This window comes from Halosaccharopolyspora lacisalsi, from assembly GCF_014137975.1.
Classification (GTDB): domain Bacteria; phylum Actinomycetota; class Actinomycetes; order Mycobacteriales; family Pseudonocardiaceae; genus Halosaccharopolyspora; species Halosaccharopolyspora lacisalsi.
Window position 1 is genome coordinate 120,634 of record NZ_JACGWZ010000001.1, and the last position, 12,297, is coordinate 132,930.

General features: G+C 69.2%; 8 protein-coding genes. 6 read left to right on the plus strand and 2 right to left on the minus strand.

Annotated elements, in window-relative coordinates; translation table 11 throughout:
* Window position 1: 1 nt before the first annotated feature.
* The 5 genes from FHX42_RS00615 to FHX42_RS00635 all read left to right on the plus strand — a co-directional run bounded on the left by FHX42_RS00615 (window position 2) and on the right by FHX42_RS00635 (window position 9,287).
* Complete coding sequence (locus tag FHX42_RS00615; RefSeq protein ID WP_182542139.1) at window positions 2-1,792, plus strand: ABC-F family ATP-binding cassette domain-containing protein; 1,791 nt, start codon at window positions 2-4, stop codon at window positions 1,790-1,792.
* 168 nt (window positions 1,793-1,960) lie between these two features.
* Window positions 1,961-3,646: a fatty acyl-AMP ligase gene (locus FHX42_RS00620; protein ID WP_182542140.1), complete on the plus strand. Its 1,686-nt coding sequence runs from the start codon at window positions 1,961-1,963 to the stop codon at window positions 3,644-3,646.
* A gap of 498 nt (window positions 3,647-4,144) precedes the next feature.
* On the plus strand, window positions 4,145-6,727 hold the full coding sequence (locus FHX42_RS00625) for an HAD family hydrolase (RefSeq protein ID WP_328795816.1): 2,583 nt from the start codon (window positions 4,145-4,147) through the stop codon (window positions 6,725-6,727).
* Complete coding sequence (locus FHX42_RS00630; protein WP_182542142.1) at window positions 6,724-7,833, plus strand: class I SAM-dependent methyltransferase; 1,110 nt, start codon at window positions 6,724-6,726, stop codon at window positions 7,831-7,833. Before FHX42_RS00625 ends, FHX42_RS00630 begins: the two co-directional genes overlap by 4 nt.
* Window positions 7,830-9,287: a glucosyltransferase gene (locus tag FHX42_RS00635; protein ID WP_328795817.1), complete on the plus strand. Its 1,458-nt coding sequence runs from the start codon at window positions 7,830-7,832 to the stop codon at window positions 9,285-9,287. Before FHX42_RS00630 ends, FHX42_RS00635 begins: the two co-directional genes overlap by 4 nt.
* Before the next feature lie 24 nt (window positions 9,288-9,311).
* On the opposite strand, the gene pth is transcribed toward FHX42_RS00635, so the two are convergent.
* The gene (gene pth / locus FHX42_RS00640; RefSeq protein ID WP_182542143.1) at window positions 9,312-9,899 is read right to left on the minus strand and encodes an aminoacyl-tRNA hydrolase; all 588 of its coding nucleotides are present in this window, start codon (window positions 9,897-9,899) and stop codon (window positions 9,312-9,314) included.
* A gap of 109 nt (window positions 9,900-10,008) precedes the next feature.
* Complete coding sequence (locus FHX42_RS00645; RefSeq protein WP_182542144.1) at window positions 10,009-10,644, minus strand: 50S ribosomal protein L25/general stress protein Ctc; 636 nt, start codon at window positions 10,642-10,644, stop codon at window positions 10,009-10,011.
* A gap of 326 nt (window positions 10,645-10,970) precedes the next feature.
* Here FHX42_RS00645 and FHX42_RS00650 point away from each other — a divergent pair, with 326 nt between their 5' ends.
* Window positions 10,971-12,266 (plus strand): Nramp family divalent metal transporter, encoded by a 1,296-nt coding sequence (locus FHX42_RS00650; protein WP_182542145.1) that lies wholly within the window; start codon window positions 10,971-10,973, stop codon window positions 12,264-12,266.
* Window positions 12,267-12,297 lie beyond the last annotated feature (31 nt).

The following is a 12,297-nucleotide window of genomic DNA, read 5'->3' on the forward strand; positions in this document are numbered from 1 at the left end:
GATGGTGAACCTGATCAACCTGGAGTCGGTGCACAAGAACTACGGCATCCGTCCCCTGCTGGACAACGTGTCGTTGGGTGTGACCGCCACCGACAGGATCGGGGTCGTCGGCCTCAACGGAGGGGGGAAGACGACGCTGCTCGAGGTGCTTTCCGGCACCGAACCTCCGGACAGCGGCAGGGTCAGCCACGTCCGTGACATGCGGTTGTCCGTCGTGACCCAGCGCACCGACCTGCCGGAGGGCGCCACGGTGCGCAACGCGGTGCTCGACCCGCAGGGCTTCACCGCCGAGCACGAGTGGGCCGCCGACGCGAAGGTGCGCTCGGTGCTGACCGGCCTCGGTATGACCCGCTTGGGACTGGACACTCCGGTCGGCGAGTTCTCCGGCGGTGAACGGCGACGGGTGGCCCTGGCCGCGGCGCTGGTGCGCGACCTCGACGTGCTCGTGCTCGACGAGCCCACCAACCACCTCGACATCGAGGGAGTGCGCTGGCTGGCCGACCACCTGCTCGCGCGGCGTTGCGCGCTGGTGATCGTCACCCACGACCGCTGGTTCCTGGACACGGTGTGCAACCGCACCTGGGAGGTCACCGACGGGCGCGTCGAGCAGTACGAGGGCGGTTACGCCGACTGGATCTACGCCCGCGCCGAACGAGCCAGGCTCGCCCGGCAGGCCGAGGAGAAGCGGCAGAACCTCGCGCGCAAGGAGCTCGCCTGGTTGCAGCGCGGGGCCAAGGCCCGCACCTCGAAGCCGAAGTTCCGGGTGGAGGCGGCGGAGGAGCTGATCTCCGACGTCCCGGAGCCCCGGGACACCGTCGAGCTCGTGTCCTTCGCCAAGCGGCGCCTGGGCAAGACCGTGATCGAGCTGGAGGACGTCGACCTCAACATCGACGGGCGCTCCCTGCTCAACGACGTGACCTGGCGCGTCGGACCGGGCGACCGGATCGGGATCGTCGGGGTCAACGGCTCCGGCAAGACCACGCTGCTGCGGCTGTTGGCGGGGGAGCGCGAACCGGACGGCGGCAGGCGCATCGAGGGCAAGACGGTCCGGATGGCGCACCTGACCCAGGAACTGCACGAACTGCCCGGTAACTGGCGCGTGCTGGAGGCCATCGAGGACGTGGCCAAGCAGGTGACGCTGGGCAAGTACGAGTTGTCCGCCTCGCAGCTGGCGGAGCGCTTCGGCTTCGGCAAGGGCAGGCAGTGGACGCCGGTGGGTGATCTCTCCGGTGGGGAGCGCCGCCGGTTGCAGCTCGCGCGGCTGCTGATGGACGAACCCAACGTGCTCGTGCTCGACGAGCCCACCAACGATCTCGACATCGACACCTTGCAGCAGCTCGAGGATCTGCTCGACGGTTGGCCCGGGACCCTCGTGGTGGTCTCCCACGACCGCTACCTGGTCGAGCGGGTCTGCGACAGCGTCGTGGCGCTGTTCGGGGACGGCAACGTCACCCATCTGCCCGGCGGTATCGACGAGTACCTGCAGAAGCGGGAGTCGCTGCTGGGGTCCTCGCAGCAACAGCTCGGCAAGCAGGCCGCGGACTCCGAGGAGGAGACGAAGTCCGGCGGGATGTCGGGAGCCGAGCACCGGGCCGCGCAGAAGGAGCTCTCCCGGTTGGAGCGTCAGCTCGACAAGCTCGGCAAGCGCGAGGACGCGCTGCACGAGAAGTTGGCCGACGCGGCCACGGAGCCGGAGCGGTTGCAGTCTCTCGACGCCGATCTGCGGTCGCTGCGCGCGGAGAAGGACGACCTCGAGTCGCGCTGGCTGGAGCTGGCCGGTCAGCTCGGCTGAAGCGAGGGCCGCGGGGCTCTGCCCGGTTTCGCGCGAAACCGGGTAACCGCCGCAGCGGCCGATGTGGTTACTGCCGCGTCGGCCGCTCCATGATCACCGCGCCGGGGTCCGCGATCGGGTGATCTCGTCGTCTGTCGCGAGGATCACACTCGTCGTAGGCTGCCGTGTGTGAGTCGGTTCATGGACACGCTGATCGCTTCCGCCCGCCACGACGTCGGCGCTCGCGCGCGCGGCCTCACCACGGGTGAGCCGCACGAGCCCCGTCGCCGCACCTGGAGCGAGGTGCACGAGCAGGCCCGGTGCATCGCCGGCGCCCTGCGGCGACAGGAGGGCACCCCGGCGGTGGGTTCGGGGGACGCGGTGGCCGTGCTGGCCGCCGACCCGGGATCGATCGCTCCCGCGGTGCAGGCGGTGTGGTTGTCCGGCGGCAGCGTCACGATGCTCCACCAGCCGACGCAGCGCACCGATCTGACGCACTGGGCGCGGGACACGCTGCGTACGCTGCGGATGATCGGCGCCCGCCTGGTGCTGTTGGGTCCGCCCTTCGACGGACTGGCCGACGTCCTCGACGAGCACGGGATCGAGTACCGGAATCTCTCCGAGCTCGCCGACTCGGTCGCCGTCCTGGAGGCACCGGTCGAGACCGCCGAGACCGACACGGCGCTGCTCCAGCTCACGAGCGGTTCCGTGGCCGAACCCAAGGCCGTGCGCATCACTCACGGCAACCTGGACTCCAATGCGCGCGCGATGGTCGAGCGAGCCGGACTCGACGCGGAGCACGACGTGGTCGTGTCCTGGCTGCCGCTGTTCCACGACATGGGCATGGTCGGTTGCCTGGCGGTGCCCATGTTCCTCGGCATGGAGGCGGTCAAGGTGACTCCGGCCGACTTCCTGGAGCGGTCGATGCTGTGGCCGGAGCTGATCAGCAGGTACGGCGGTACGGTCACCGCCGCACCGAACTTCGCCTACGCCATCGTCGGGCGCCGGATGGCTCGTGCCGACGACGGTGCCTTCGACCTGTCCACGCTGCGCTTCGCCCTCAACGGAGCGGAACCGATCGATCCGGCCGCGGTGCGGACGTTCGTCGACGCCGGCGCGCGGTTCGGTCTGTCCCCCGGAAGCATGGTGTGTGCCTTCGGCATGGCCGAGTCCACGTTGGCGGTCTCGTTTCCCCCGCCGGGACGCGGCGTGGAGGTCGACACGGTCGACCCCGATGAACTGGAGCGACGGCGTCGCGCAGAACCGATCGGGCAGGAACCGACCGGGCAGGAGTCGGACGGGGCCAGGAGTTTCGCGCTGCTGGGGTCGGCGTTGCCGGGCCTGGAGGTCGAGGTCGTCGACGACTCCGGTCGGCGGCTCGGCCGGCGCGAGGTCGGCCGGCTGCGGATCAGGGGAGCGGCGGTGACCCCCGGCTACCTCACCGTCGACGGGCCGTTGTCGGCTCGGGACGAACAGGGCTGGCTGGAAACCGGCGACGAGGGCTATCTGGTCGACGAGCAGGTGGTGATCTGCGGGCGCCGCAAGGACGTGATCATCATGGGCGGACGCAACGTCTACCCGGTCGACATCGAACGCACCGCCTGCGAGGTCGAGGGCGTGCGGGCGGGCAACGCCGCGGCGGTGCGGTTGGACGCGGGCAGCAGGCGGGAGCGTTTCGCCGTGGTGGTCGAGTCCCGGCTGGCCGGTGACGAGGAGGCGGAGCAGGCGCTCGGAAAGCGCGTGGCCTCCCGCGTCTTCGAGGTGATCGGTCTCCGGCCGTCCACCGTGGTGGTTCTGCGTCCCGGCACGCTGCCCAAGACCCCCTCCGGCAAGCTCCGCCGCGCCGCCACGGCCGAGCTGATCACCACCGGGTGAGGGTTTCGGTGGCACGGGCGACGGAAATTTCCCGAGTCCCGCGTAGCATTCGGATTACGATATGGCGGCAAAATGAGAATAATCCGGGTGGATGGCTTGTTGCCCGAATGTGCCCGCCATCACGTAACAACCGTTTAGGATGAATTTGATCGATGCTTCATCGTTACGGTTGAGTTCTTTTTCGGTGCCGGCGCGGCCGGTTTTCCTCGTCCTGCCGAGTATCGCGCGAACGACCGCGAAAACACCTCGTGGACAGTTGACACGATCGGGTGATATACCGAAATCGGTGTCCGTGCCGATGTCCCGTGCTCGCCATCTTCGCTGCTGTTCGGCGTCAACGGGCGGCGAGTGCGGACGTCGTGGGGGTCTTCTCCCGGGTGCGTTCGTCCGGGGGTGAGCACGCGTATGTACTGAAATAGCAGAGGTAGGTGCGGATTTTTCATGTCGACCGGTGCTCGGCATCGTGATAATCGTGGTCGGCTCGACTACGTTCATCGGTTGATCAGCGACGGATCCTGCTCGGTCGTGTCGCTGGACGTCTTCGACACGATCTTATGGCGAAGAGTTCCACGGCCCGTCGATCTCTTCGAACTGCTGGGGGCGAGACTCAGACGCGACGGCCGCGCTCCCGAATGGTTGACGGACACGTCGTTTCGCCGGATGCGCGTCGTCGCCGAGGAACAGGCGCGCCACCGGAACCGGTCACACGGCAGTGAGGTCTCGCTGTTCGAGATCTGGCAGGAGATGCCGCTGTCGCTGTTCGGGGACGCCCCGATCGAGGAGCTGGTCCGGGCGGAGCTGGAGCTGGAGCGCGAGTTCACGGTGGTCGACCTCGACGTCGCCGAGGTGATCGATTCGGCCGCCAAGCACGACGTTCCGGTCGCCCTGGTCTCGGACACCTACTTCACCGGTGACCAACTCGACCACCTGCTCGATCGCCCCGAACTGGCGCTGCCGGAGGATGTCCGTGTCTTCCGGTCGCTGCACCACGGGACGGACAAGGCCTCCGGCCTGTGGCAGAGCGTCCTGGGGGAACTCGAGTGCGGTCCGGAGCAGGTGGTGCACGTCGGTGACAACGAGGAAGCCGATCACACGACTCCGGCTTCGTCGGGCGTTCGCACGGTGCACTACCGGAGGATCGACGACGACTTCGAGCCCGTGCTCGACCGCGAGCGACTTGCCGCGGAGCTGTCCGGCGATTCCGCGGAGCGACTCAGTCCCGAGCACGGTGACTTCGGTCTGACGAGTCTCCGCGCGAAGACCCTGAGCTTCGCGCCGGACCACCCCGACAGGGCGCTCGACACCGCGTGGCGCTACGGCGCTTCCGTGCTCGGGCCGGTGCTGACGGGATTCGCCGAGTGGGTGGCCTCGCGGGCCCACCACGCGGGAAACTCCGTCGTCTGGTGCCCCATGCGCGAGGGGGAGCTGCTCTCGCGGCTGGTCAACGATGCCGCGGCGGCTCGCGGCTGGAACGTCGAGGCCAAGCCCGTGTGGTTGTCGCGTCAGGTGACGGCGGTCGCTCTCGTCGACCCCTACGACCGCGACTCCGTTCACGAGTTCATCCGCAAGAGCTACCGGCTCACCGTCGGCCAGCTGCTGGCGATGCTGAACCTGCGTCCCGGCGACGTCCCCACGCTGTCCACCGCGTTGAACACGCTGCTCGACCACGGCGAGATCATCGATCGGGTCACCGACGTGATGACCGAGACCCCGCACCTGACCAACAGCCTCGCCGCTTCCGTCACCACCGCGCGTGAACGGCTCCTGAGGTCCCTGCGGAAGAGCGGAGCGCTCGACAGCACCGACCTCACGCTGGTCGATCTCGGCTGGGGCGGCACGATCCAGTGGCAACTCGCCCGGATCCTGCGCAAGGCCCAGGTCGATGTCGCCGTCTCGGGGCTCTACGTGGTCACCGACGAACGCTCGACGAGGTTGCACCAGGAGGGACTGCGTGCCGAGGGCTACCTCGGTCAGGCGGGGAATCCCCACAAGGTCGTCGAAGCGCTCCGGCGCAGTCCCGAGGTCGTCGAGCAGTCCGTGAGCGCCGTGTGCGGATCGCTGATCGACTTCAACGAGGACGGGTCCCCCGTGCTGGGAGCGAGCGCGGGCTCGGACAAGCAGGACGGCGAACGCCGTGCCGTCCAGGACGGCGTCGGCGCCTTCCAGCGGCAGTGGAACCGCTACGTCGCCAACGCCGACGGACACTGGCCCACGCTCACCGACACGGCCCGCGCACCGTTGGCCACCGTCCTCACCTCGGCCTTGCGCTCCCCGACGGAGGCCGAGGCGGGGGTGTTCGGGAACTGGGAGCACGACGACAACTTCGGGTCCAGCGTCGTGACGCGCATTCTGCCCGAGGACCTGCGTCCGGCGGTTCCGTACCTGTCACCGAACGACCTCGACGACCTGCACATGCGGGACGCGTTCTGGCCGGCCCTGATCGCGGCTTCGGACCCGCGGCTGGCGGCCGCGGCGAACGCGCGCGCGAACGGCCTGATCGACCCGAGCGCGTTCGACCCCTCCGGCGAGCAGTCCGAGACCCGGCTTCGTTTCCGAACCGGGGACGACGAGTGGCACGACGGGCCGTGCAAACGCGTGCGGATCAACCACAATGGACTCTCGTTCGCGCGGCTGGGCTTTCACGCGCGGGACGCGACCGACGTGTCACTGGCGATCCCGGGACGGCCGGCGATCGTCCGGGTCGACTGGATCGAGGCCACGGTGTTCACCACCGGTGACCCCGCCCCCAAGGTTCTGCGGTGGGAGAAGCCCGAGGACTTCGCCGGGCTGACCTTCGCCGAGTGCACCTGGCTGGGTGGCAACATGGTGCAGTTCGCGACCCCCCACGCGGCGCTGTGGCTGCCGTTGTCCGTGCGCGCCGGAGCGCCGGTCGCCTCCGCGCAGATCACGCTCGCCTTCGCCGTGTTGCCGCAATCGGATTTCTCCACGCGCATGCCCGCTGCCCCCACGAGTGCGCGTCTCGTGGGGCGAATCCACGAGGAGTACCGCGCGAAGGGCGCCGTCGGCGTCGTCGCGGGCGGTGCACGTCTCCTCGTCCGTCGATTGGTGGGTCGTCGATGAACCCCTATTTCAACGACCCGCACGGCATCGGAACGCGCGAGGATCCGCACGCCCAAGCCCGCAAGGCACGCGACCAGCCGCTGCTGCTGCACTCGTTGTCGCTGTTCCGCGAGGTCTTCGCCGAGGTCTTCGCTCAGCGCGAGATCTCGACCGTCGTCGAGATCGGAGTGGAGTCCGGCCGGGTCAGCGGCATGTACGCCGAGCTCGGAGCGAGTGCGGTCCACTGCGTGGAGCCGCAGCCGACGGACGAGCTGCGCGCGAACCTGGACGGCGCGGAGCTGCACCTGGTGGAGGGCACCTCGCCGGCGGTGCTGGACGAGATCCCCGTCGGCGACCTCTACGTGATCGACGGCGACCACAACTACGCGACCCTCGGCAAGGAGCTCGACTGGATCCTGACCCACGCGCCCGACGCGGTGGTGGTGTTCCACGACCTGCTGTGGCCGTGCTCCCGGCGGGACCAGTACTACCAGCCGAGCGGACTGACCGCGGAGGAAACCCACCCGGCCGGTGAGGACGGCCCCACCGTGTGGCACGACGACACGACTCCCGCCGGTTTCGTCGGTCGCGGTGCGTTCACCGCTGCTCGCGAAGCCGGTGGGGAGCGCAACGGGACACTCACCGCGGTCGAGGACGCACTGGACCGTCACGCCGACGATCCGTGGGAGCTGACCGTGGTCCCCGCCGTGTTCGGCCTGGGAGTCATGGCACGCCGCTCCTCTCCCGGCGCGGCGGCTCTGCTGGAGGCACTGCGCCCGTACAGCACCTCGACGCTGCTCGAGGCGATGGAGAACAACCGGATCGCCCTGTACACCCGCGTTCTCCAGATGCAGTACGAAGCGGTCGCCCACGCCGATGCCGCGGATCGGTTGGCGATGGCGGTGTCCGCCCAGAACGCGGAGCTGGACGGCCTCCGGAACGAGCTCGACGAGGCGCACGCCCGGTATGACGAGCAGGTCCACCGGTCGCTGGAGGAGAAGCGGGCTCTCGAGCTCGAGATCGCGGAACTACGAGAACGGTCCCCGGCGCGAGTTCTCAAGGACGTGCTCCGGACGGTGCTGCTGTGGCCGCGTAGGAAGTGGAACTCGTACGAGGGGCGCGGGTGATCGAGTCGACGAGGGCCGAGCACACCGGTGCGGGTGCCACGCCGGCTCCCGCCGGGTCACGGAAGGGGTACGTGGCCGGTGTTGTCGCCCTGTGCACCGCGTGGGCGTTGACGGCGACCTGGTTGCAGATCGTCCGAGGCCCGGGACTCCTGCCCCGCGATGTCGTCTGGGGCGAAGACGGTGGCGTGTTCCTCAATCAGGCGATGCGTCATTCGTGGTGGCACAACCTCTTCGTGCCCCACGCGGGCTACCTGCAGGTCGTCGCCCGCATCGTGGCGGAACCGGCGTCGCTGCTGCCGGTGTCGTGGGCGGCGACGTGGTTGGCGGCCGGCGCCGCGTTCGTGGTCGCGTCGATCTCCGTGCTGGTGTGGTTCGCCAGCGGGCGCGTCGTCCGGTCGGTGTGGGCGCGTGGCCTGCTGACCGCGCTGGTGCCGCTGCTGCCGCAGGCGGGTTACGAGGTCATCGCCACCGCGTGCAATCTGCACTGGTACCTCGCCTACGCGGCTTTCTGGGTACTGCTGGTCCCCCCGAGAACGGTTCGTGGCCAGCTCGGCGGCGCGTTCGTGGTGGTGCTGGCCGCGCTGTCCGATCCGCTGGCCGGGATCGTCCTGCCCGCGGCCGCCGTCGGGATGAGGTTCGCATCCCGGCGGCGTGTCGCCGCGATCGCGCCCGCGGCGATGATCGTGGCGCTCGCGGTGCAGGTGTGGGTGCATTTCACCGGAGCGGTGGGGTACCGGGCGAGCCCCACGTCGCTGTGGGACCTTCCGCAGATCTACGCGGTGCGGGTGGTGCTCAGCGCGCTGACCGGGGATCGGCTGCTGGAACCGGTCTACGTGCGGATCGGACTCGCCGGTGTCGCCGTCGTCGGTCTGGTGGTGCTGGCCGGAACCGTGGCCGCGTGGTGGAGAGCCGACCGGAGGACGCGATTCGTCACCGCGGTGTCGCTGGTCATCTCGGTGGCGTACCTCTGCGCGCCGCTGTTCGTGCGGGGCACCGGCGGATACCTCGACTACCAGCGGTTCTGGCTGGGCGGATCGCGCTACACGATCGTGCCCCTGCTGCTGCTGTGGACGGCCGTGATCGTGCTGCTGGATCGGTTCGCGCAGCGGTGCGGACCCCGCCCGACCCGGTTCGGCGTGAACGCGTCCGCCCTGGTCGGGACCCTGACCGCCGTCTTCCTCGGAGTCCAGTTGCTCCACGGGTGGGCGGCGCCGAGCGTTCGGAGTGGTGGTCCGTCGTGGAGCGCGGAGGTGCGGGAGGCTCGTCTCGACTGCCGAACACCGGTGGCAGCACGTGATCGGCAGCGAACCGTGCTGGTCGGCGACTACGAGGACGGCCACTCGGTAGCCATCGTCCCCGCTGCCGACCAGGTGACCATCGTGACGGCCCCCGAGGTCCGCGAGGGGGAGGCACTGCTGTTCGGTGTCGTCGTCCCCTGCTCACGCCTGAGGTGAGGATCGCCGGCTCCGGGGAACCGCTCAGTGGAAGCGGTTCTGGGCGGCTTCCAGGCCCTCGGCCGCCAGCACTTCGACGGCGTCGGCGCAGCGGTCCACGAAGTACCCCAGTTCGCGGCGCTCGGTGGCGGAGAAGTCCTTGAGGACGTAGTCGGCCGGGTCCATCCGGCCGGGCGGGCGGTCCACGCCGAAGCGCACGCGCAGGTAGTCCCGCGTGCCCAGCGACTTGCTGATCGAGCGCAGCCCGTTGTGCCCGTTCTCCCCGCCGCCGCGCTTGAGCCGCACGGTGCCGTGGGGCAGGTCGAGCTCGTCGTGGATCACGATCACCGAGGTCGCGGTGACCTTGTGGAACTTCGCGATCCCCGCGACCGGTCCGCCGGAGAGGTTCATCAACGCGCGGGGTTTGGCCAGCACCGCCCGGACACCGGCCAGCCGTCCCTCGACGACCTCGGTGCCGGTCTTGTGGGCCTTGAACTTGCCCCCCGCGCGGGCGGCGAGCTCGTCGGCGACGAGGAAGCCGATGTTGTGCCGATTGCCCGCGTAGCGTGGTCCCGGATTGCCGAGACCGACGATCAGTGCCGGTCCCTGCCGGTTCGGCTCGGGTGTGCTCACGCGGCAACGCTCCCTGCATGACTCGAATCTGCGTGACTCGAATCGACGATACGAGACCGACGGTGCGCCACCCGTCGTGGCGCACCGTCGTGAATTCGGCGTCGTGGAGTCAGGACGCCTCGCCGGAGGTCTGCTCCTCGGAGGCCTCCTCGACGACCCCGGCGCCCGTGGTGTCGATCTCCGACTCCATGTCGGCCGCGGTCGGTGCTCCGCCGACGGCGGCCACCAGGGCCTCCGGGTCGGTCTGCAGGGTCGCACCGCGCGGCAGCGTGATGTCGGAGGCGTGGATCTGGGTGCCACCCTCGAGGCCGTCGATCGAGTACTCGATCTGCTCGGGGATGTGCATCGCCTCGGCTTCCAGCGACAGCGTGTTGTGCTCCTGGGTGACCAGGGTGCCGGGAGCGGCCTCGCCGGTGAGCACGAGCGGCACGTCCACGACGACCTGCTCGCCGCGCCTGACCAGCAGCAGGTCGACGTGCTCGATGTAGTTCTTGATCGGGTGGCTGGTGACCGTCTTGGTCAGCGCCACCTCGCTCTCGCCGCCGGCCACGTCCAGGGTCAGCACCGCGTTGCGGCCGTTGTTCCTGAGGGCGCGGGCGAACTCGACGGTGGGAAGGGACAGGTGCTTGGGGTCGGAGCCGTGACCGTAGAGCACTGCGGGGATCTTGCCCGCACGGCGGGTGCGGCGGGCCGCACCTTTGCCGAACTCGGTGCGCGGTTCGACGGTGAGACGTACCTCGGACACGGTGTTGCACTCCTCGTGACGGCGGAACGTGGAATCGGTCGCTGGCCTGCGGCGGCGGGCGCGCGACTGGTACGAGGTGGATTCGGCGTGCCAACGACACCGAACTTCTCGATCACCACACCAGTGCGCCGATCAACACGTCGGCGGCCACTAAGCCACCGCGTCGATCACGCCGGGTTCACCACCCGGCCTCGCCGAGGCAACCTGGACAGTCTAGGAGTCCTCTTGACGGGGCTGCTAACCGGGGTCCTGCGGTCGCCGGACTCCCGAGATCGCATCCGGCCCGGTTCTTCCACGTGAACGACGTCACCACTACGTTGATCCGCATGGCTGTCGACGCGACTTCGGAGACCCCGGGAGCCCCACCCGACCGAGGGTGGGGCTCCCGGCTCAAACAGATCGGCCCCGGGGTGATGGCGGCTGCCACCGGCGTGGGGGCCGGGGACCTCGTGGCCAGCATGGTCGCCGGTGCCCGCTACGGCTACGCCCTGTTCTGGGCGGTGGTGCTGGGCACGGTGTTCAAACTCGCGCTCGGCGAGGCGATCGGCCGGTGGCACCTGGTCTCGAACCACACGATCCTGTCCGGCTGGCGCACGCTCGGCCGGTGGGCGACCGGGTTCTTCGGCGTCTACATCGTGATCTGGGGATTCATCTACGGCGCGACGGCGATGTCGGCCTCGGCGCTGCCGCTCAACGCGCTGTTCCCCGGACTGTCGGTGCGCTACTGGGCGATGCTGTGCGGGCTGGCGGGACTGCTGCTGGTGTGGTTCGGCCGCTACGGCTTGCTCGAAAAACTCATGACGGCGCTGGTCGCGGTCATGTTCGTCACCGTCGTGGGCACCGCCGTGCTCGTCGGTCCGAACCTGACCGCTCTCGGAGCCGGTCTGGTGCCGAGCCTGCCGGACGGCTCGACGGCTTACGTGCTCGGTCTGATGGGCGGGGTCGGCGGCACGATCACGATGGCCGCCTACGGCTACTGGACCTTCGCCAAGGGATGGCGCAGCCCGGGATGGCTGCCGTTCATGCGCACCGACAACGCGGTCGGCTACGTCACCACGGGTGTGTTCGTGGTGGCGATGCTGGTGGTCGGTACGGAGATCCTGTTCGGCAGCAGGGTCGTCGGTGGTGACGAGGGACTGCTGCGGCTGGCCGACACGCTGGCCGCGGACTACGGGCAGTGGGCGCGGATCCCGTTCCTGGTGGGCTTCTTGTCCGTGGCGTTCACTTCGCTGCTGGGAGTGTGGAACGGGGTGAGCCTGCTGTTCGCCGACTGGTGGCGTACCTGGCGGCTGCCCCGTTCGGCGCCGCCGGAGACCGCGGACGCCTACGCTCACAAGGCCGGGGAGCACAGCAGGCCCTTCAAGCTGTACCTGCTGTGGTTGACGGTGCCGCCGATGGCGCTGCTGTTCCTGGACAAGCCGTTCCAGCTCGTCATCGTCTACGGGGTGCTGGGCGCGCTGTTCATGCCGTTCCTGGCCGGAACGCTGCTGGTGCTGCTGAACTCTCCGACGTTGATGCCAGCCGAGCACCGATCCCGCTGGCTGTCGAACACCGCGCTGGTCCTGTGCCTGGTGCTGTTCGTCAGCGTGGGAGTGAACAAGATCGTCGGGATGCTCTTCTAGCGGTGCTCGAATCGCTTGGGTGAACCCGATT

Coding starts and splice junctions, on each gene's coding strand:
- FHX42_RS00615 (WP_182542139.1), top strand. CDS start 2: ATGGTGAACCTGATCAACCTGGAGTCGGTGCACAAGAACTACGGCATC.
- FHX42_RS00630 (WP_182542142.1), top strand. CDS start 6,724: ATGAACCCCTATTTCAACGACCCGCACGGCATCGGAACGCGCGAGGAT.
- FHX42_RS00650 (WP_182542145.1), top strand. CDS start 10,971: ATGGCTGTCGACGCGACTTCGGAGACCCCGGGAGCCCCACCCGACCGA.